Below are 20,392 nucleotides of genomic sequence, written 5' to 3' on the forward strand. Positions count from 1 at the left end.
CGTGACGAAGAAGCGAAAATTCCGCAGCTTCGCCAGTGATGACATCAAAGCGGATTGCGCGACAGGCGGGAGACGAGCTGGGCGGTATAATCCACCATCGGCACGATACGGGAATAATTGAGCCGCGTCGGGCCGATGACACCGACAGCGCCGACAATCCGGTCGTCCTCGTCGCGATAAGGCGCGACGATGAGCGACGAGCCGGACAGCGAGAAGAGCTTGTTTTCCGAACCGATGAAGATCCGAACGCCCGAACCACTTTCGGCCAGGTTAAGAAGCTCGATCAGGCTATCCTTCTTTTCGAGATCATCGAACAGCATGCGCAGCCGGTCGAGATCCTCGGCGCCGGCGAGGCCTTCCAGCAGATTGGCGCGGCCACGGATGATCAGCTGGGCGGGCTTTCCCTCGTCCGGGCTGCCGGCCCAGACGGCGATGCCGCGCTCGACAAGATCGCGCGAGAGCGCATCGAGTTCGTGACGGACATCATCCTTCAGACGGCTTAATTGTTTGCGCAGCTCCGGCAGCGTCTGGCCGGACATGTGGGCGTTGAGGAAATTCGCCGCCTCCGTCAATTGCGACGAGGTGATGCCTGCCGGCAGTTCGATGATGCGGTTTTCCACCTGATCGTGATCGCCGACGAGTACAGCGAGCGCCTTTGTCGGCTCAAGCCGGATGAACTCGACATGTTTCAACACCGGATCGCTTTTCGAGGTGATGACGAGGCCGGCCCCGCGCGAGATGCCGGAAAGCATGCGACTCGCCTCGTTCATCATCGATTCTACCGGATTGCCGCCGCTTTCGGCCCGCACCTGGCGATCGATGCTGGCACGCTCCTCGGCGGAGAGATCGCCGATCTGCATGAAGGCATCGACGAAGAAGCGCAGCCCGATCTGGGTCGGCAGCCGGCCGGCGCTGACATGCGGGGAATAGATGAGACCGAGCTCTTCGAGATCGCTCATGACGTTGCGCACCGAGGCCGGCGACAGCGACATCGGCAGCAGGCGCGACAGATTGCGCGAGCCGAGCGGCTCGCCGCTTTCAAGATACCCTTCGACGATGCGGCGGAAAATTTCCCTGGAGCGTTCGTCCAGTGCAGCAACGGCATCCGAAACCGACGTCGACCTGATGCCCATGAACCTTTTCAAACCCACGCTGATGATGCTCCCGAAAATATAGTCAAACTCGCACCCGTGGCAAAAGGGAATTTGCAAATGGGCGCCGCCAATCGTAGAAGCGGTCAACAACTCCAGGAGATGAGAATGCGGCCTTCAGGCAGAAAAACCGACCAGATGCGCAAGGTCTCGTTCGAGCGCAATTTTTCCAAGCATGCGGAAGGCTCGTGCCTGGTGAAATTCGGCGATACGCACGTGCTTTGCACCGCGAGCCTCGAGGAAAAGACGCCGCCATGGCTGCGCAACACCGGCAAGGGCTGGGTCACGGCCGAATACGGCATGCTGCCGCGGGCAACCGGCGAGCGCATGAAGCGCGAGGCCGCCGCCGGCAAGCAGGGCGGCCGCACGCAGGAAATCCAACGGCTGATCGGCCGGTCGCTGCGCGCCGTCGTCGATCTGCAGGCGCTCGGCGAAAAGCAGATCACGCTCGATTGCGACGTCATCCAGGCCGACGGCGGCACACGGACGGCCTCGATCACCGGCGGCTGGATCGCGCTCTACGACTGCCTGAAATGGATGGAAAGCCGCAACATGATCAAGGTCGACCGGGTCCTGAAGGACCACGTCGCCGCCATCTCCTGCGGCGTTTTCGCCAGCCAACCGGTCATCGACCTCGATTATCTCGAGGATTCCTCGGCCGAGACCGACGCAAATTTCGTCATGACCGGCGCCGGCGGCATCGTCGAAATCCAGGGCACGGCCGAAGGCACGCCGTTCAGCGAAGAGGAATTCAGTTCGCTGATGCGGCTTGCCAAGAACGGCATCGGCGAACTCGTCGCCCTGCAGAAAGAGGCGATTGCGGGATGAACCCCATGCTGGAAGGCATGTTGGAAACGGCGCTCTATGCGCGCGATCTCGATCAGGCCGAGACGTTCTACGAAGACGTTCTCGGGCTTGAAAAGATCACCCGCGCCGGCAATCGGCATGTCTTCTTCCGCTGTGGGCCTGGCGTTCTCCTGATCTTCAACCCCGAGGAAACGATAAAGCCACCGGCACCCGACGCACTGCAGGTGCCGCCGCACGGCACGACCGGGCAAGGCCATGCCTGTTTCCGGGTGTCCGGTCGCAATATCGATGCGATGGCCGAACAGCTGATGGCGGCTGACGTCGCGATCGAATCCGAGGTGTACTGGCCAAACGGCGGCCGCTCGATCTATTTCCGCGACCCTGCCGGCAACAGCCTGGAATGCGCGGAGGCAAAAATCTGGGGCATCGAACAGGATATCTGAATGCGCAAGCTCGAAACCAAAACCATCGTCGTCGCCAGCCACAATGCCGGCAAGATCCGCGAGATCCAGGAACTGATCGGACCGCTCGGCTTCACCGCCAAGTCTGCGGCCGAACTGAATTTCGTCGAACCTGACGAGACCGGCACGAGCTTCGAGGAGAATGCGACGATCAAGGCGGTCGCTTCAGCCAATGCCGCGGGCATGCCGGCGCTTTCGGATGATTCCGGCCTGGTGGTCGACGCGCTCGGCGGCGATCCCGGCGTCTACACCGCCAACTGGGCGGAGACGGCAGACGGCACGCGCGACTTCGACATGGCGATGGCCAAGGTGGAAAAGGCGCTGCAGGATGCGGGCGCCACGACGCCGGAACAGCGCGGGGCGCGTTTCGTCAGCGTACTTTGCCTGGCTTGGCCGGACGGGCACACGGAGCTTTTCCGCGGCGAGGTCGAAGGCAACGTCGTCTGGCCGCCGCGGGGCACCCAGGGCTTCGGCTATGATCCGGTTTTCCAACCCGAGGGTTACGACGTTACCTTCGGCGAAATGAGCGGCGAGGAGAAACACGGCTGGAACGTCGGCAAGCCACAGGCGCTGTCGCACCGGGCCCGTGCCTTCAAACTTTTCGTCGAAACCTGCCTGGAGGCATAAGGTCTGTTCGTGGGCAATTTCGATACGCCAAGCCTCTCGCGCGACGCCGCGCTGCTGCCCGATACCGGCGAGCCCGGCTTCGGCGTCTATGTGCATTGGCCCTTCTGCGCGGCGAAGTGTCCCTATTGCGACTTCAACAGCCATGTACGCCATCAGCCGGTGGACCAGGAGCGCTTTGCATCAGCCTTTTTGAAGGAGATGGCGGCGGTCCGGGCAATGAGCGGTCCGAAGACGGTGACGAGCATCTTTCTCGGCGGCGGCACACCGTCGCTGATGAAGCCGGAGACGGTCAATGCCATTCTTGACGGCATCGCACGGCACTGGCATGTGCCCGCCGGCATCGAAATCACCATGGAGGCCAATCCGTCGAGCGTCGAGGCCGAGCGGTTTCGCGGCTACCGGGCTGCCGGCGTCAATCGTGTCTCGCTCGGCGTGCAGGCGCTGAACGACCGGGATCTGAAATTCCTCGGCCGGCTGCATGACGTCGCCGACGCGCTGAAGGCGATCCGGCTGGCGCGCGAGATCTTCCCGCGCATGTCTTTCGACCTCATCTATGCCCGGCCGGAGCAGACGGTCGAGGAATGGGAGAAGGAACTGAAGGAAGCGATCTCCTATGCAGTCGACCATCTGTCGCTCTATCAGCTGACCATCGAGGAAGGCACACCCTTCTTTGGCCTGCACAAATCGGGCAAGCTGATCGTGCCGGACGGCGAGCAATCGGCCCTGCTCTACGAGGCGACGCAGGAGATCACGGCGCGTGAAGGCATGCCCGCCTACGAGGTCTCCAATCATGCCCGGCCGGGCGCCGAAAGCCGCCATAACCTGACCTACTGGCGTTACGGCGACTATGCCGGCATCGGTCCGGGCGCACACGGCCGGCTGACGCGTGGGCATGAGAAGCTTGCGACGGCGACCGAGCGCAAGCCGGAAGCCTGGCTCGAGATGGTCGAGCGCGACGGCCACGGCATTCTCGACCAGGAACGGCTCGGTTTCGAGGAACAGTCGGACGAGTTGCTGCTGATGGGACTGCGGCTCCGGGAAGGTGTCGATCTCGCCCGCTGGCAGCAGCTTTCGGGCCGTGAGCTCGACCCGAAACGAGAGGAATTCCTGCTCGAACATAAATTCGTCGAGCGGATCGGCAATTCGCGCCTGCGCTGCACTCCATCGGGCATGCTGATCCTCGATTCCGTCGTCGCTGATCTCGCCTGCTGACATCCAACGAGGTTGATCCGGGCGCGGCAGCGACATCGCCGTCCGCGCCGGAAAACAAGTCTCAGCCGTGGCTGGTCGCGCCCGCCTTGAACAGGCTGCCGGTCGGCGTCTTCAGGAACATCTCGAGCGGAATGTGTTCCTGGTGCAGGAAGCCGGTCGCCGGCAGCAGGCCGTCGCGGACCATTTCTATGACGGCGACGACAGAGGCCGACGTCGTCCAGGCAATCGCCGTGCGGCGGGCGCCGGCAATTTCGATCGGGTAATAGGCGCGCACGAATTCCTTGCGGCGCAGGTTGCCGTTCTCCGTGCCTTCCGCGGCGACATGGACATAGACGACATCGTCTTCAACAGGCGGCTTGGCATTGGTCAGGATTTCGCCGGCGAGCCTGCGCTTGTCGCGCATCAAGAGCTCATGGAAGAAGAAGTTCATCAGCTCCATGTGCCCGGGATAACGCATGGTCTTGTAGTCGAGATTGTCGACCTTATCGAGCATGGTGTCGCACATGGTGCCGAGGCCGCCCGATGTCGTGAAGGCTTCGAGCTTGACGCCGCCGACATAGATGGTCTCGTGCCACTCCATCGGCGAGACGAGCTTGCGCACGCCGCCTTCGATGACCTCACAGTCGTTCAGATATTCGTTGACGACGCCTTCCGGCGACCAGTTGAAGGCATAGCCGAGGAGACCCGTCGGATGCTGCGGCAGGGCGCCGACGCGCATGCGGATCGATCGGCAGCGATCGAAGCCATCGGCGAGGCTTGCCCCGACGACGCCGACGAAACCGGGCGCCAGGCCGCATTGCGGCGCCATCAGTCCGCGGGCGGTCTTCGACAGCTCGATGATGAAATTGGTGGTCGGGACGTCTTCGGTCAGATCGAAGTAATGGACGCCGGCAAAATGGGCGGCACGGGCCAGCTCAATGTTCAGATGATAGGGCAGGCAGGACAGCACCGCCTCGACATTCGAGAGCAGTTCGCCGATCAGCTGCGGATCGGATACGTCGCCTGCGCGGCATCTGAAGGGCACCTCGCCCGGGGGCAGCTGCGCATCGACACCGATAACCTCGAAGCCGCCTTCATGCAAAAGCGTTGCCGCCAGCCGCCCGACCTTGCCCAGGCCGAGAACGGCGATCTTTTCGAAACTCATTCATTCCCTCCCATGCGCCCTTTCGGCGCTCGTTCTCGAATGCGGGAGGTATAAAATAAAAAACCTATAAAGGAAAACGGCTGGAATCGCTTCCAGCCGTCAAATTTCCCGACAGGTCCGCCGGTTATTCGTTGATCAGCCGCTTCAGCAGCTCGATTTCGTGCGAAAGCTTGGTGTCACCGGATATCAGCTCCTCGATCTTGCGCACGGCGTGCAGCACGGTCGTGTGATCGCGCCCGCCGAAGCGGCGGCCGATTTCCGGAAAGGAGCGCGGCGTCAGCGTCTTCGACAGATACATGGCAATCTGGCGCGGCTTGACGATGACGCGGGTGCGGCGATTGGAGACCAGTTCCTGGCGCGAGACGTTGTAGTGCCTGGCGACGATGCGCTGAATATCCTCGATCCGCACGCGGCGCGGTTCGCCCGAACCGACGAGATGGGCGAGCAATTCGTCGACGCGCTCGATCGACAGGTTCGGTTCGAAGGAGCGGCGGAAGATCAGTTGGTTGAAGGCGCCTTCGAGTTCGCGGCCGCTGGCCGTGATGTTGCGGGCGACGTGCTGAAGCAGATCTGCCGGAATTTCGAGCGACGGATCCTCGAGACGGGCCGCGGCCAGACGCCGCTTGAGGATTTCGAGGCGCATTTCGTAATCCGGCGCGTCGAGTTCGATGGCAACGCCGCCCTGCAGGCGTGAGCGGACGCGCGGATCGAGAGACTCCAGCTCCCATGGCGCGCGGTCGGCGGCGACGACGACCTGCTTGGCGCTGTCGAGCAGCATATTCAGGAGGTGGCAGAATTCATGCTGGATCATCTTGCCCTGCAGGAACTGCATGTCGTCGATGATCAGGAGATCGATGTTGCGCAATGAATCCTTCAGCGTCAGCGCGTCGTTGTCGCGGATCGCCGTGGCGAAGCGCCACATGAAATATTCGGCCGTCAGATAGACGACGCGCAGGGCTCGCGGGTTCTGCACCGCCGCATTGGCGATCGCCTGCAGCAGATGGGTCTTGCCGAGCCCGACCGTCGAATGGACGAAGAGCGGATTGAAACGTACGGCGCCGGAGCCAACTTCCGCGATCGTCTTGGCAGCCGCAAGCGCGACGCGGTTCGAGCTGCCTTCCACGAAGGTATCGAAGGTGAAACGGCTGTCGAGCGGCGAACCGAACAGCGGCGTACCGAGGCTTGCGGGCCTTGCGGCGGCAACGGCCGAAACCGCCTGCTGGACGGCCTGACCGGCCGGCTGGGCGCTTGGCGGACGGCGCATCTGCGCGGGAGCAGCCGGCTCGGGCTGGACCACCTCGTCGACGGCCTTCATGCCGCTGCGGGTTGCCGTGCGCACCAGGATTTCGATCTTCAGGATTTCCGGGTCTTCGGCCTGAAACAGACCGGTAATGAGATCGAGATAACGATTGTTGATCCACGACTTCAGGAAGGTCGTGGGAACCGAAAGGCGAACAACGCTCTTTGATACCGAATGCAGCTTCAGCCTGGCGAACCAGCTGGCATAGACGTCAGGACCGACCTGGGCCTTCAAGCGCGCGCTGACACGCTCAAACAAAATGCTCTGCTTCATTTCCGCCTTTGCTTCCCCCACTTCCTGGCGAATGGAGCCGAACGCCTGCGGTGCCGCATCCCCGTTGTCGAGCCCGCCCGCCATCATCGTATTTATCTGCATAATGCCGCCTTTCAATTCCACCGGGCGGCCTCCGCTAAAACAGCCGCCCGATCATTCCCCGCTTTGACGGGCTGGCGGCATCCTCATGAAGCCACCCGCCTGCCGGTTCACTCAAACACGGCACAGAAGCCCGTTGCAGGTACCGCGTTCATGCGGCGCCTTCATCGGCTTTCCATGCCAAGCTGTCGGTCAATCCTCGTTTTCGGCCGACCAGCCCGAACGCAATATTACTATCCCCTATCCGGCAGCCTCACGCTAAACGTGTGATTGCCATAGGCACAAAACATCCCTGCCCCGTAACAGCCACGTTACGGCCCAAATCCGTCAAGTGCTTGAAAAAACGGAAGCGCAAGGCTCCGTAACAGATGGCACAAATTCATCGCCCTGCCGACGTGGCAGTTAAGACCGAACTCTACAGGTGATGTCCGCGCCCTCTGTTGGACGCCATTTAGGCAGGATCAAATGGCAAGATCAACGATGAATTTTACGCAAAATTAAGATGCGGCCATTGACTCCAGCGACCCTTTTCGGGCGTCACACCAGCGTCAAAAAAGAATCGCAGTTGAATCAACGAGATTCCCCGTTCGGGCTATTTTGACACGCAAAGAAAGAAAAAAAATAAAAATCTGCTTGACTCGCCCCTGATCCGCAAAGGTTCGGCCAGAGTCGCGCAGCGAGAAAGCATCCTTGCGCAAGTCATTGTTTTTGAACACTTTTTCCTGTCATGGCACTGACACGAAACAGTCGTGAGATTCACCATGCAGAGGCCGTTCGGCAGAATCGAAAAAGCCCGGTAAAATTACCGGGCTAATCATAACGAGGAGGTCGTTAATGGATTATTACGCGGTCGTGGAGACCGACAGAGCCTTCACACGAGCGGCCAGGCGAGAGACCTTGCGCGACGCCGTGTTGGAGTGCAGCACGCCCTTGCTGGCGGCGCGGGCGAGTTCCGGCTGAGCGGCCAGGAAAGCTGCCTTCGCCTTGTCGGCGTCACCGGATGCGATGGCCTCTTCGACCTGGCGAACGAAAGTACGAACGCGCGAGCGACGAGCCTTATTGACGTCGGTACGGCGGGCGATCTTGCGGGTCGCTTTTTTCGCCGAAGTTGTATTGGCCATGGATGCCTCTCTCAAGAATTCGAACAAACTCCGCCATTACCGCGGGCCCTGCGGCCACCAAATCCAGCAATGCGGGAGCAATCGCGGAAAACCAGAGCGGCTTTCCGAACCGTGGGCGGGCATATAACCCTAAAGCCGGCCCACGTCAACGCGGATTTTCAAGCTTTCCGGCGGCAAGCGCCGAAAAGCATTCAACGGTGCTTGAAGGCAGGTTTGCGCTTCTCGATGAAGGCGGTCATGCCTTCCTTCTGATCGTCCGTGGCAAAGAGACTATGAAACAGGCGGCGTTCGAACCGCAACCCTTCCTCCAGCGTCGTCTCGAAGGCGCGGTTGACCGCCTCCTTGGCCATCATGACCGAGGGCTGCGACAGCGCGGCGATCTTTTCGGCGGCGGCCAAAGCCTCATCGATGAGACGCTCGGGCGCCACCACACGCGAAACGAGTCCCGACCGTTCCGCCTCGGCCGCATCCATCATGCGGCCGGTCAGGATCAGATCCATGGCCTTCGCCTTGCCGACGGCGCGTGTCAGCCGCTGAGAGCCGCCCATGCCGGGAATGACGCCAAGGTTGATCTCCGGCTGGCCGAACTTCGCGGTCTCCGAAGCGATGATGAAATCGCACATCATGGCGAGCTCGCAGCCACCACCGAGGGCAAAACCGCTGACGGCAGCGATCACCGGCTTGCGCGCCTTGGCGACATCATCCCAGCCGCTGATGAAATCACTCTTATAGATATCGGCGAACTGAAGCGACTGCATCTCCTTGATGTCGGCGCCGGCGGCAAAGGCGCGTTCGGAACCGGTGAGCACGATCGCGCCGACGGCATCGTCTTCATGGAAAGCGGCATAGGCCTGCTTCAGCTCCCTCAGCACGGTAGAATTCAGCGCGTTCAGCGCCTGCGGGCGGTTCAGCGTGACGAGGCCGACAGTGCCTCGGGTTTCGACGATCAAGGTCTCGTAAGCCATGCTGTTCTCCCGGTTTCTCACTGTTACTTCTGACAGGCGGCGCAATAGAAGGTGGAGCGGCCCGCCTGCACGACACGGGCGACCGTACCGCCGCAGCCGGGCGTGCCGCAAGCCTCACCTTCGCGATCATAGACGGAGAAGGAATGCTGGAAATAGCCGAGCGATCCGTCGGCCTGGATATGGTCTCGCAGCGACGATCCGCCGGCGGCGATCGCATCGGCGATGACGTCGCGGATCGAGGCGACCAGCAGGTCGAGCTGCTGCTTCGGCCGGCCGCCCGGTGTCACCAGCGTGCCGGCAGCACGCAGCGGCGACAAATGCGCGCGCCACAGCGCCTCGCATACATATATATTGCCGAGACCGGCAATGTTCTTCTGGTCGAGCAGCGCGCTCTTCAGCGGCTGTGCCTTGTCGCGAAGACGTTCGGCCAGATAAGTGGCGCCGAGTTCGTTTCCCGTCGGCTCCGGGCCGAGATCGCGGAAGAAGGGATGGGCGGCGAGATCGGCGCGTCCGACCATATCCATGAAGCCGAAACGACGCGGGTCGTTGTAGATGACGCGGCGCGCACCGTCCGGACCCTGCAGATGAAAGACGACGTGATCGTGTTTCTCATCCTTCGAGCGGGCGTGGTGGAATTCGCCCGCCATTGCGGAGGCGGAGCCCTTCTCGATGCGAAAGGAACCGGACATGCCGAGATGGGAAATCAGCGTGTTGCCGTCGTCGAGATCGACCAGCAGATATTTGGCGCGCCGACCAAGGCCGATGATGGTGCGGCCGGAAACCCTGTCCGCCAAGGCATCGGGAAAGGGGAAGCGCAAATCCTTACGCCGCAGTTCCAGCCTGGCAATGAGAGCTCCTTCCATCGCCGGCGCCAGGCCGCGTTTGACGGTTTCGACTTCTGGCAATTCCGGCATCTTAACCCATCTCTATTGAACGTGTTTCAACCGAGGACGATGTGCGCTATAGCGCCAGTGTGCCGCGGAGAGCGCGGTCCAGTGATAACGTCGCGCGCGGTCTTTCGCTACGGTCGCCGCGCCGATCTTCAAGGAACGGAGCAGCCTGATGTCAGAAAGCCGCACTTCCGCCGATGGCGGCATGGAGACCTCCTACGGCTTCCGCGAGGTGCCGGGCGGCGAGAAGCAGGGCCTGGTCAACCAGGTGTTCCACAAGGTCGCCAAGCGCTACGACATCATGAACGACGTTATGTCGGCCGGCATGCACCGGGTCTGGAAAGATGCGATGATCTCGGCGCTCAACCCGCGCAAGGAGGCGGGCTACAAGGTGCTCGACGTGGCCGGCGGCACCGGCGACATCGCCTTTCGCATCATCGAGGCCTCGGGCCGGCAGGCACGCGCGACGGTGCTCGATATCAACGGCTCGATGCTCGGCGTCGGCGCCGAACGGGCGGCAAAGAAGAAGCTTTCCGACAATCTCACCTTCATCGAGGCGAATGCCGAGGAACTGCCGTTCGAGGCCGCCAGCTTCGACGCCTATACGATCGCCTTCGGCATCCGCAATGTGCCGAGGATCGACAAGGCGCTGTCTGAGGCCCATCGCGTGTTGAAGCGCGGCGGACGGCTGCTGGTCCTGGAATTTTCCGAAGTCGACATGCCGCTTCTCGACAAGATCTACGACGCCTGGTCGTTCAACGCTATTCCCCAATTCGGCAAGGTGATCACGGGCGATGCCGAACCCTACCAGTATCTGGTGGAATCGATCCGCAAATTCCCGAACCAGGAGAACTTCGCGGCGATGATCCGCCAGGCCGGCTTTTCGCGCGTCACCTACACCAATTATACCGGCGGCATCGCTGCGCTGCATTCCGGCTGGAAGCTCTGAGGGAATGATGCAGTCTCCACGTTTTCCCTCATTCCCTTCCTCGGGTTTTGCCCGAGGGATGTCACAGGAAGCCAGCGCAGCCCGGTCCCGGGCTGCAAAAGATTCTTTTATATTTCCTGACTCATTCACCGCGCAGACGCGCGGTGGCCGGATTCCTGTGACGAGCACAGGAATGAGGGAGGAGAGATTGGCCGCGCCTTCACAAGCAGGCCAGCCTGCATGAGCACTTTCGGAGCCTATTTCCGCCTCTGGCGCGTCGGCTGGGTGCTCGTGCGTGAGGGCGTCGTGTCGGCCCTGCCGTCCGAAGGCCTGCCGCCTTCGGTCGCGCTTGCCAAATCCTTCGTCACGATATTCGAGCGCGGCAGGGCGCGGTATCAGAAGCGCAGCGATCGGCTGGCACAGGCGGTCGAGCGGCTCGGCCCCTCCTATGTCAAGATCGGTCAGTTCCTGGCGACGCGGCCCGACGTCGTCGGCGTCGAATTCGCCAACGACCTGTCACAGTTGCAGGACCGGATGGCCTTCTTCCCCTCGGCGGCCGCAAAGGCGAGTATCGAAGGATCGCTCGGGCGGCCGGTCGACGAACTCTATGCGAGCTTCGGCGAGCCGATCGCCGCCGCCTCGATCGCGCAGGTGCATCCGGCCGAAGTCGAAACGGTAGAAGGCCGAAGGAAGGTCGCCGTCAAGGTCGTCCGGCCGGGCGTGCGCCAGCGTTTTGTCCATGACATCGAGGCAATGTATCTGGTCGCCCACATGCAGGAGCGGTTCATGCCGTCCAGCCGGCGGCTGCGGCCGGTCGAGGTGACGAAGACGCTGGAACAGACGACGAAGGTGGAGATGGACCTTCGCCTAGAGGCGGCAGCGCTTTCGGAGATCGCCGAAAACACCGGCAGCGACCCCGGCTTTCGCGTGCCGAAGGTCGACTGGGAGCGCACAGGGCGCGACGTCATCACCATGGAATGGATCGACGGCACGAGAATGTCCGATGTCGAGGGCTTGCGCGCGGCCGGCCACGACCTCAACCTGCTCGCCGATACACTGATCCAGTCCTTCCTGCGCCACACGCTGCGCGACGGTTTCTTCCATGCCGACATGCATCCCGGCAATCTCTTCGTCGATGCCGGCGGTTTGATCGTCGCCGTCGACATGGGCATTGTCGGGCGGCTCGGCAAGAAGGAGCGACGGTTCCTGGCCGAGATCCTCTATGGCTTCATCACCCGCGATTACATCCGCGTCGCAGAGGTGCATTTCGAGGCCGGCTACGTGCCCGGCCACCACAATGTCGAAAGCTTCGCCCAGGCGATCCGGGCGATCGGCGAGCCGATCCACGGGCAGCCGGCCGAAACGATCTCGATGGGCAAGCTCCTGACGCTGCTGTTCGAAGTGACCGAACTCTTCGACATGGCGACACGGCCGGAACTGGTGATGCTGCAGAAGACCATGGTCGTGGTCGAAGGCGTGTCGCGCATGCTCAACCCGCGCTTCAATATGTGGAAGGCCTCCGAGCCTGTCGTCGGCGACTGGATCCGCACCAATCTCGGCCCGAAGCGGATCGTCACCGATCTCAAGGACGGGCTGAAGGCGGCGGTCAAGCTCGCCGAAGCCGCGCCGGAAATCGCGGCGAAAACTGAGAAATTCCACCATCAGCTGCTGCATATGAGCGAGCACGGCCTGCGTTTCGACGATCAGACGGCCGAGGCGATCGGCACGGCCGAGGCGCGGCACAACCGCTCGGGCAGGATCGCGCTCTGGGTGATTGCATTGACGCTCCTCTATATTGCCTGGATGCTGAGCTGACCATTCCGATAACATGCTGTGTTCGGCATTTAGGATATCCCATGTGACGGAGGGCTGGCTTAGTCTCGCAGTTTAGGAGATACGGCACATGCAGCACGAACGCCTTGGCATCGAACTTTCCGGACGACCGCTCGGTTTTGCCGAGATGGTGACGATTGGTGCCGGCAAGGCGAGGATTTCGGCTTCACCGACCGGCATGGCCCGCATCGCGATTGCGCGCGAGATCGTCGAGGACGCGATTGCTTCAGGCACGCCCGTTTACGGATCGACGACCGGCGTCGGCGCCATGAAGGACGTGGAGTGGTCGGCCGACGAACTCGACACCTTCAATCTCGGCCTGGTGCGTGCCCATCACTTCGGCACCGGCACACCCTTTTCCTGCAATGTGGTGCGCAACGCCATGGCCATCCGCGTCAACACGGCGCTGACCGGCCAGGTCGGCTGCACGCCGGAGCTGATCGAGGCCTATATCAGAATGCTCGAGGCCGATCTCATCCCAGTCGTGCGCCGCACCGGCTCGATCGGCTGCGCCGATATCGGCCTGATGGGACAGATCGGCGCGGTGTTGACCGGCGTCGGCGAAGCAGTCTACCGCGGCAGCCGGATGCAGGCGGCCGACGCTTTCCGGGCAGCGGGGATAGAACCGGTGCGGATGGCGCCGCGCGACAGCCTCGCTTCGCTGAGCGTCAATGCGGTGAGCTTTGCGGCGGCAGCGGAAACGACGCGCAATGCCGCGGCCTCGATCCGCATCCTGCTCGCCACCGGGATGATGGCGGCCGGCGCGCTCGGCGCCTCCCGCGATCCATGGAAGGCAGTGCGCCATGTCGGCACAGCGCGCGAGGCGCTGATCGGCGCCTGGCTCTGCAACGCCTCGGACGAATGGGACTGGCCGGTTGCAACGCATGTGCAGGATCCGCTCAGCCTGCGCATGATCGCCCAGGTGTTCGGCGCCGTCATCGAAAATCTGCTTTCGACCGGTCACAAGATCCTTGCCGCCACCGGACGCTCGGACGACAATCCTGTCGTCGTCGAGGGCCGGGTGATGACATCAGGCGGTTCGCTTCCGCTCGATGTGACGATCCTGCTCGAATCGGCCGCACTCTGTATGGCGCATGCGGCGCGCAACGCCTTCAACCGCTGCGTCATTCTCGGCAACGGCCAGCGGCGCGACCTCCCGGTCAACCTCGTGCCGCCGGGACGGATTGCCACCGGCTTCGGGCCGATCATCAAGCTTGCCGGCGAAATCTTCTCGCGTGTCCTGTCGATGTCCGGTCCCGTTTCGGCGCAGTCGCTGGTCGTTGCGGCCGGCCTGGAGGACGAGGCCGCCTTCCTGCCGCTGGTCATCGAGCGTTTCGAGCGGCAGATGCAGGCGCTGAAGCGCCTCGCCGCTCTCGAGGCGCTCTTGTCTGCCCAGGCGATCGACATTCTCGGCGATGAACCGAAGGGTGTGGCCGGCATGCTCTTTGAGGTCGTGCGCAAACATGCGGCTTTTTACACCGTCGACCGGCCGCTTTCAGCTGAGGTGGAGGCGATCGAGGAAGAGCTCGGATCGGACGATTTTCTCGCGAAGCTGACCGAGCAGGTTCCGATCGCCTCCTTCGACGATTTCTTCGCTCTCGGTTCGCCGGAGCCCATCGAAGGGCGCCTGGCCAGCCGAGCAGGATGATTGTGGGCCGAGGCCCAAAATCTCAATCCTGCTCTACATTAACCGGTGCGTGATCCATCCGAAAGGCGTTCAAGCCTTGGCATCATGCTCCAGCCGGCAACGGTTCCGACGTCAGTCTAGGAGGAAGCGGCATGGACTTCGATCTCGTTCTGCAGGGCACGGTGGTGCTGCCGGACCGCATCGTCGAAGCGGGTTATGTCGCCGTGTACGCCGGCAAGATCGCCGAAGTCGGCCTCGGCGTGCCGCCCGCGGCGCGCGAACGGCATCTGCTCGGAAGAGCGCTGATCCTGCCCGGCGCCATCGATGCGCAGGTGCATTCGCTGTCCCAGAAGGATCAGGAGGATTTCGTCTGGTCGACGCGGTCGGCAGCGGCCGGCGGCGTGACCACGATCGTCGACATGCCTTATGACGAGGGCAATCTCGTCTGCTCGGCGGCGGCGGTCAAGCGAAAGATCGACCATGCCGCCCCGCAGGCGCGTGTCGATTTCGCGCTTTACGGCACCATCGATCCGCAAGAAGGCCCGGCGCGAATCCCGGAGATGGTCGAGGCCGGCGTCGCCGCCTTCAAGTTTTCGACCTTCGGTACCGATCCCAGACGATTTCCGCGCATTCCGCCTGCCCTGCTCGAGGCCTGCTTCGCGGCAATCGCGCCGACTGGGCTGACGGCAGGCGTGCATAATGAGGATGACGAGGCCGTGCGCAGCTATATGGAGCAGGTGAAGGCAAGCGGCATCACCGACTGGCGGGCGCACGGCCTGTCTCGGCCGGCGATTACCGAGCTCCTGGCGATGCACACGATCTTCGAGACCGGGGCCGATACCGGCTGCCCCGCACATGTGGTGCACTGCTCGCTCGGGCGCGGCTATGACATCGCACGCGCCTACCGCCGCGACGGTTTTGCCGCGACTGTCGAGTGCTGCATCCATTACCTGACGCTGGACGAGGAAAACGACGTGAGGCGCCTCGGCGGCAAGGCGAAGATCAATCCGCCGGTTCGGCCGCGCGCCGAAGTGGAGCGGCTCTGGCGGAAAGTGGCCGAGGGCGACGTCTGGCTGGTCTCGACCGATCACGTCAGCTGGTCGGAGAACCGCAAGACCAACCCCGACATGCTCGCCAATGCATCCGGTGTTCCCGGCCTCGAGGTTATGGTGCCGCTATTCGTCAAAGGCGCTCTCGAGCGCGGCATTCCCCTGACCTGGGCGGCGCGGCTGATGGCGGAGAATCCGGCGAAACATTTCCGGCTCGACCACATCAAGGGGGCGCTGACACCAGGCAAGGACGCCGACATTACCGTGCTGGAGCCGCGCGAAAGCACCTATGATGCGGCTGCGAGCGGCAACAACGTCGTCGACTGGAGCCCGTATAATGGCATTCGCCTGCCCTGGACCGTCTCCGCCACCTATCTGCGCGGCGAAAGGATCGCCGAGGGCGGCAAGGTGCTGGCCGCGCCCGGCACCGGCCGATTCGTCCGGCCGCCGTCGCGCCAGGTCATTTCGGGAGCAGCCGCATGAGCCGCAATCTTCCCGTGAATGCCGGCCGGATCGCTGAAGATATTGAGGCGCTTGCCGATATTACCGAGCCGGCGCGCGCCTGGACACGGCGGGCTTTCACGCCGGTCTTTCTGGAAGGCCGGGCCTATATCGAGGCGCGGATGAAGGCGGCAGGGCTGGAAACGCGGATCGATGCCGCCGGCAATCTGATCGGCCGGCGCACCGGCAGGAAACCCTGGCTCGGCACGATCATGCTTGGCTCGCATTCCGACACGGTGCCGGACGGCGGCCGCTTCGACGGCATTGCCGGCGTGGTCTCGGCGCTTGAGGTGGCGCGGGCGCTTCGTGACCACGGCATGGAACTGGACCACGATCTCGAGATCATCGATTTTCTTGCCGAGGAGGTCAGCATCTTCGGTGTCTCCTGCATCGGCAGCCGCGGCATGACCGGGCAATTGCCGGAAGCCTGGCTGTCGCGGGCAAGCGGCGGCCTCGATCTTGCCGGCGGCATCGCCCAGGTGGGCGGCGAGCCTGGCGTGCTGGGACGGCAGAAGCGGCCCGATTTGGCAGGCTTCCTGGAGCTCCATATCGAGCAGGGGCCGGTGCTCGAAGCCGAAAGGGAGGATATCGGCATCGTCACCGCAATATCGGGCATCACCCGTATCGAGATCACCATCGAGGGGCGGGCCGACCACGCCGGCACGACGCCGATGGACAGGCGGGCGGATGCGCTGGTCGCGGCTTCGGAGCTGGTGCTCGACATCCGCAACGCCGCCGCCGAGCTTGCCAGAACGCCGGGACATTTCGCGGCGACAGTTGGCGAGTTCAGGATCGAGCCGAATGCGGCCAATGTCGTGCCCTCCAAGGTCGTGCTGCTGATCGACGGGCGCGCGGAAATCCGCGCAGATATGGAGGCCTTCTGCCGCTGGCTCGACGGCCATGTCGAAAAGCTGGCGACCGCTTACGGCGTGACGATCGAGGCGCCGAATCGGGTTTCCGACAATCTGCCGACGCCCAGCGATGCCGCGCTGCTTTCGACGCTGGAGGCCGCCTGCGAACGCGTCGGCGCAAAATACCGGCGCATGGCCTCCGGCGCAGGGCACGATACCGCCTGGATCGCCAAGGTGGCACCGGCAGCAATGATCTTCGTGCCCTGCCGGGGAGGTCGCAGCCACTGCCCCGACGAATGGGCCGACAATGACGATATCGCGCTCGGCGCAGCCGTGCTTTTCCAAGCGGTGCGCGAGATGGACAAGGATTCGAAGCGGGAGAAGGCCGATGGGACGCATACTGGTTGAGAAGGATGTCGAAGCCGCCGTCAAAGGCGGCTCCGTCTATGCCGCCGGCGGCGGCGGCTGGGCCGATCACGGGCGGATGCTTGGGCTTGCGGCCGTCACCATCGGCAAACCGGAGTTGGTATCGGTCGACGAATTGAAGGATGACGACTGGATCGCCACTGCGGCCGCGATCGGCGCGCCGGCCTCCACGACGCCCTGGGAAATGCAGGGCGTCGATTATGTGAAGGCGGTGCAATTGCTGCAGGAGGCGCTCGGCGAAAGGCTCTCCGGGCTGATCATCGGCCAGAACGGCAAATCCTCGACGCTGAACGGCTGGCTGCCGTCGGCGATCCTCGGCACCAAGGTGGTCGATGCCGTCGGCGATATCCGCGCCCACCCGACCGGCGACATGGGCTCGATCGGCATGGCCGCCTCACCCGAGCCGATGATCCAGACCGCCGTCGGCGGCAACAGGGCCGAAAACCGTTACATCGAGCTGGTGGTGAAGGGCGCGACGGCAAAGATCTCGCCGGTGTTGCGCGCCGCCGCCGATCAGTCCGGCGGTTTCATCGCCAGCTGCCGCAATCCGCTCCGGGCCTCCTATATCAGGGCGCATGCGGCCCTCGGCGGCATCTCGATGGCGCTTGCGCTCGGAGAAGCGATCATTGCGGCGGAGAAGCGGGGCGGGCCAGCGGTCATCGATGCGATCTGCAGGACGACGGGCGGGCATGTCCTCGCCGAAGGCGTCATCAGCCGGAAGGACGTCGTCTATACCAAGGAAGCCTTCGATATCGGCACCATCGCCGTCGGCTCGGGTGATAAATCGGTGACGCTGCATGTGATGAACGAATATATGGCCGTGGACGATGCGGGCGGCGGGCGGCTTGCGACCTTCCCCGCCGTGATCACTACGCTGTCGTCTGAGGGCGAGCCGCTGAGCGTCGGGCAGTTGCAGGAAGGCATGCATGTCTTCATCCTGCATGTGCCGATGGATATCATTCCGCTGTCGGCTAGCGTGCTCGATCCGACAGTTTATCCCGTCGTCGAAAAGGCTATGGGAATCGAGATCGCGCGTTATGCACTGGCGGCGAAGGCCTGAGCCATGGCACGCGATCCCGGCCTTGAAGAACTGCTGCGTGAGGAACTCGGCGATCGTCCTGGCCTCAGCGAAAAATCCATGTTCGGCGGCCGCGCCTTCCTGCTGAACGGCAATCTTCTCTGCGGCGCGCGCAGTGACGGCATGTTGATCCGTCTCGGCAAGGGCAATGATGATTGGGCGCTGGCGCTGCCCGGCGTAATCCGGATGCTGATGGGCGAGCGGGTCATGCACGGCTGGCTGCGCGCCTCCGCCGAGGCTTACGGCGACGATGCCCTGAGACGGCGTCTGCTCGATGCGGCGCTTGCCTATGTGGAATCGCTGCCGGGCAAGTGACCAATTAGCTTCCCCTTCTCCCCAGCGGGGAGAAGGAAAAAGCAGAGAACCAAGCGAGGAACCCGTGATGCCGAAGGCCAATCCACGCCATCCGAAATTTCCAATTCCCGGCGGACCGGAGTTGCGTGCCAAGGGCTGGCGACAGGAGGCGCTGCTGCGGCTCCTCGAAAACGTGCTCGCCGTCGGCGAGGATCCCGACAATCTGATCGTCTATGCCGCGCTCGGCAAGGCAGCGCGCAACTGGCCGGCGCACAAGGGCATCGTCAAGGCGCTGACGGAGATGGATGAGGACCAGACGCTGCTCATCCAGTCAGGCAAGCCGATCGGGGTCGTAAAGACCCATGCAAAGGCGCCGCTCGTCATCATGGCGAACTGCAACATCGTCGGGCAATGGGCAAAGGCCGAAGTGTTCTACGAGCTGCAGCGCAAAGGGCTGATCTGCTGGGGCGGGCTGACGGCCGGCGCCTGGCAATATATCGGCAGTCAGGGCGTCATCCAGGGTACTTACGAGATTTTCATGCGCATCGCCGAACGCCGCTTCGGCGGTGATCTCCATGGCCGATTCGTGCTGACGGCCGGCCTCGGCGGCATGGGCGGGGCGCAGCCGCTCGCCGGCCGCATGGCAGGCGCGGCGATCCTCTGCGTCGACATCGATCCGGAGCGGGCGCGAAAACGCCAGCAGATCGGCTATCTCCAGAAAATCGCTCCCGATCTCGATACCGCGCTTGAAATGATCGATGCGGCGGCGAAGGAGAAGCGGGCGCTGTCCGTCGGCCTCGTCGGCAATGCGGCGGAGGTTTATCCCGAGATCGCTCGGCGCGGCATCGTGCCCGATATCGTCACCGATCAGACCTCGGCGCATGACCTCGTCTATGGCTACGTACCGAAGGGCATGAGCCTTGATCAGGTCAGAGGCCTGCGCGACGACGGCCAGGGGCAATTGATGGCGGCAAGCCGCGCCTCGATCGTTGATCATGTCACCGCGATGCTGGAGTTCCAGAAGAAGGGCTCCGAAGTCTTCGACAATGGCAACCTCATCCGCACGCAGGCGAAAGAGGGCGGTGTCGCCAACGCCTTCGATATTCCGATCTTCACCGAGGCCTATCTCAGGCCGCTCTTTGCCCGGGCGATCGGGCCGTTCCGCTGGATGGCGCTGTCGGGCGAGGAGAGCGATATCGCCCGGATTGACGACCTGCTCATCGAGATGTTTCCCGACAACAAGATCATCACCAATTGGATCCGGCTGGCGCGCGAGCACGTGCCCTTCGAGGGGCTGCCGGCACGCATCGCCTGGCTCGGACATGGCGAACGTACGGCGCTTGCTCTTCGCGTCAATGCGCTGGTGGCGAGCGGTGTGCTGAAAGGTCCCGTCGCCTTCTCCCGCGACCATCTCGATGCCGGCGCCATGGCGCATCCGAATATCATGACCGAGCGGATGAAGGACGGGTCCGACGCGATCGCCGACTGGCCGCTGATCGATGCGATGATGCTCTGCTCCTCGATGGCCGATCTCGTCGTCGTCCATTCCGGCGGCGGCGGCTATGCCGGCTACATGACGAGCTGCGGCGTCACCGTGATCGCCGATGGCACCGATGCCGCCGAAGAACGGCTCGACCACGCGCTCACCAACGACACGGCGCTCGGCGTGATGCGCTATGCCGATGCCGGATATGACGAGGCGCTTGATGAGGTGGCGAGGAAGGACGTGCCCTATCTCAGACTAGATTGATTCAA

Annotated in this window: 18 protein-coding genes; 12 read left to right on the top strand and 6 right to left on the bottom strand. The window is 63.1% G+C overall.

Going from position 1 to position 20,392, the window contains the following annotated elements; translation table 11 throughout:
• Positions 1 to 44 precede the first annotated feature (44 nt).
• Positions 45 to 1,133 (bottom strand): heat-inducible transcriptional repressor HrcA, encoded by a 1,089-nt coding sequence (hrcA, locus tag J7U39_RS18225; protein WP_210629458.1) that lies wholly within the window; start codon positions 1,131 to 1,133, stop codon positions 45 to 47.
• Between the two features lie 126 nt (positions 1,134 to 1,259).
• On the opposite strand from hrcA, the gene rph reads away from it, so the two are divergent.
• The 4 genes from rph to hemW are packed head-to-tail and all read left to right on the top strand — an operon-like array spanning position 1,260 to position 4,258.
• Positions 1,260 to 1,979 carry a ribonuclease PH gene (rph, locus tag J7U39_RS18230; protein ID WP_064809389.1) on the top strand — a complete coding sequence of 240 codons (720 nt, stop codon included), beginning with the start codon at positions 1,260 to 1,262 and terminating at the stop codon, positions 1,977 to 1,979.
• Positions 1,976 to 2,401 (top strand): VOC family protein, encoded by a 426-nt coding sequence (locus tag J7U39_RS18235; protein ID WP_210629459.1) that lies wholly within the window; start codon positions 1,976 to 1,978, stop codon positions 2,399 to 2,401. The genes rph and J7U39_RS18235 overlap by 4 nt, the downstream gene beginning before the upstream one ends.
• Complete coding sequence (rdgB, locus tag J7U39_RS18240; protein ID WP_210629460.1) at positions 2,402 to 3,046, top strand: RdgB/HAM1 family non-canonical purine NTP pyrophosphatase; 645 nt, start codon at positions 2,402 to 2,404, stop codon at positions 3,044 to 3,046.
• Between the two features lie 9 nt (positions 3,047 to 3,055).
• Positions 3,056 to 4,258 carry a radical SAM family heme chaperone HemW gene (gene hemW / locus J7U39_RS18245; RefSeq protein WP_210629461.1) on the top strand — a complete coding sequence of 401 codons (1,203 nt, stop codon included), beginning with the start codon at positions 3,056 to 3,058 and terminating at the stop codon, positions 4,256 to 4,258.
• Between the two features lie 61 nt (positions 4,259 to 4,319).
• Here hemW and J7U39_RS18250 read toward each other — a convergent pair whose 3' ends face one another.
• The 5 genes from J7U39_RS18250 to mutM all read right to left on the bottom strand — a co-directional run bounded on the left by J7U39_RS18250 (position 4,320) and on the right by mutM (position 10,074).
• Positions 4,320 to 5,402 carry a saccharopine dehydrogenase C-terminal domain-containing protein gene (locus tag J7U39_RS18250; RefSeq protein WP_210629462.1) on the bottom strand — a complete coding sequence of 361 codons (1,083 nt, stop codon included), beginning with the start codon at positions 5,400 to 5,402 and terminating at the stop codon, positions 4,320 to 4,322.
• A 124-nt stretch (positions 5,403 to 5,526) separates the two neighbouring features.
• The gene (gene dnaA / locus J7U39_RS18255) at positions 5,527 to 7,077 is read right to left on the bottom strand and encodes a chromosomal replication initiator protein DnaA (protein WP_210629463.1); all 1,551 of its coding nucleotides are present in this window, start codon (positions 7,075 to 7,077) and stop codon (positions 5,527 to 5,529) included.
• A gap of 839 nt (positions 7,078 to 7,916) precedes the next feature.
• Positions 7,917 to 8,195, bottom strand: coding sequence for a 30S ribosomal protein S20 (gene rpsT, locus J7U39_RS18260; protein WP_064800423.1), 279 nt, complete (start codon positions 8,193 to 8,195; stop codon positions 7,917 to 7,919).
• A gap of 191 nt (positions 8,196 to 8,386) precedes the next feature.
• Positions 8,387 to 9,160, bottom strand: a complete 774-nt coding sequence (locus J7U39_RS18265; RefSeq protein WP_210629464.1) for an enoyl-CoA hydratase — start codon at positions 9,158 to 9,160, stop codon at positions 8,387 to 8,389.
• Positions 9,161 to 9,183: 23 nt separating this feature from the next.
• Positions 9,184 to 10,074 carry a bifunctional DNA-formamidopyrimidine glycosylase/DNA-(apurinic or apyrimidinic site) lyase gene (mutM, locus tag J7U39_RS18270; protein ID WP_210629465.1) on the bottom strand — a complete coding sequence of 297 codons (891 nt, stop codon included), beginning with the start codon at positions 10,072 to 10,074 and terminating at the stop codon, positions 9,184 to 9,186.
• 148 nt (positions 10,075 to 10,222) lie between these two features.
• On the opposite strand from mutM, the gene ubiE reads away from it, so the two are divergent.
• The 8 genes from ubiE to J7U39_RS18310 all read left to right on the top strand — a co-directional run bounded on the left by ubiE (position 10,223) and on the right by J7U39_RS18310 (position 20,387).
• Positions 10,223 to 10,999, top strand: coding sequence for a bifunctional demethylmenaquinone methyltransferase/2-methoxy-6-polyprenyl-1,4-benzoquinol methylase UbiE (ubiE, locus tag J7U39_RS18275; protein ID WP_210629466.1), 777 nt, complete (start codon positions 10,223 to 10,225; stop codon positions 10,997 to 10,999).
• A 219-nt stretch (positions 11,000 to 11,218) separates the two neighbouring features.
• Entirely contained in the window at positions 11,219 to 12,793 is a 1,575-nt protein-coding gene (ubiB, locus tag J7U39_RS18280) for a 2-polyprenylphenol 6-hydroxylase (protein WP_210629467.1), read from the top strand.
• Between the two features lie 88 nt (positions 12,794 to 12,881).
• On the top strand, positions 12,882 to 14,459 hold the full coding sequence (locus tag J7U39_RS18285) for an aromatic amino acid lyase (RefSeq protein ID WP_210629468.1): 1,578 nt from the start codon (positions 12,882 to 12,884) through the stop codon (positions 14,457 to 14,459).
• A gap of 131 nt (positions 14,460 to 14,590) precedes the next feature.
• Positions 14,591 to 15,970, top strand: coding sequence for an amidohydrolase family protein (locus J7U39_RS18290; protein ID WP_210629469.1), 1,380 nt, complete (start codon positions 14,591 to 14,593; stop codon positions 15,968 to 15,970).
• Positions 15,967 to 17,247, top strand: a complete 1,281-nt coding sequence (locus J7U39_RS18295; protein WP_210629470.1) for a Zn-dependent hydrolase — start codon at positions 15,967 to 15,969, stop codon at positions 17,245 to 17,247. Before J7U39_RS18290 ends, J7U39_RS18295 begins: the two co-directional genes overlap by 4 nt.
• Positions 17,228 to 18,325, top strand: a complete 1,098-nt coding sequence (locus J7U39_RS18300; protein WP_210629471.1) for a DUF917 family protein — start codon at positions 17,228 to 17,230, stop codon at positions 18,323 to 18,325. Before J7U39_RS18295 ends, J7U39_RS18300 begins: the two co-directional genes overlap by 20 nt.
• Before the next feature lie 3 nt (positions 18,326 to 18,328).
• Positions 18,329 to 18,658, top strand: coding sequence for a TfoX/Sxy family protein (locus J7U39_RS18305; protein ID WP_064800414.1), 330 nt, complete (start codon positions 18,329 to 18,331; stop codon positions 18,656 to 18,658).
• A 67-nt stretch (positions 18,659 to 18,725) separates the two neighbouring features.
• Complete coding sequence (locus J7U39_RS18310; RefSeq protein ID WP_210629472.1) at positions 18,726 to 20,387, top strand: urocanate hydratase; 1,662 nt, start codon at positions 18,726 to 18,728, stop codon at positions 20,385 to 20,387.
• Positions 20,388 to 20,392 lie beyond the last annotated feature (5 nt).

Origin of the sequence: Rhizobium sp. NLR16a, from assembly GCF_017948245.1 — a bacterium.
Classification (GTDB): domain Bacteria; phylum Pseudomonadota; class Alphaproteobacteria; order Rhizobiales; family Rhizobiaceae; genus Rhizobium.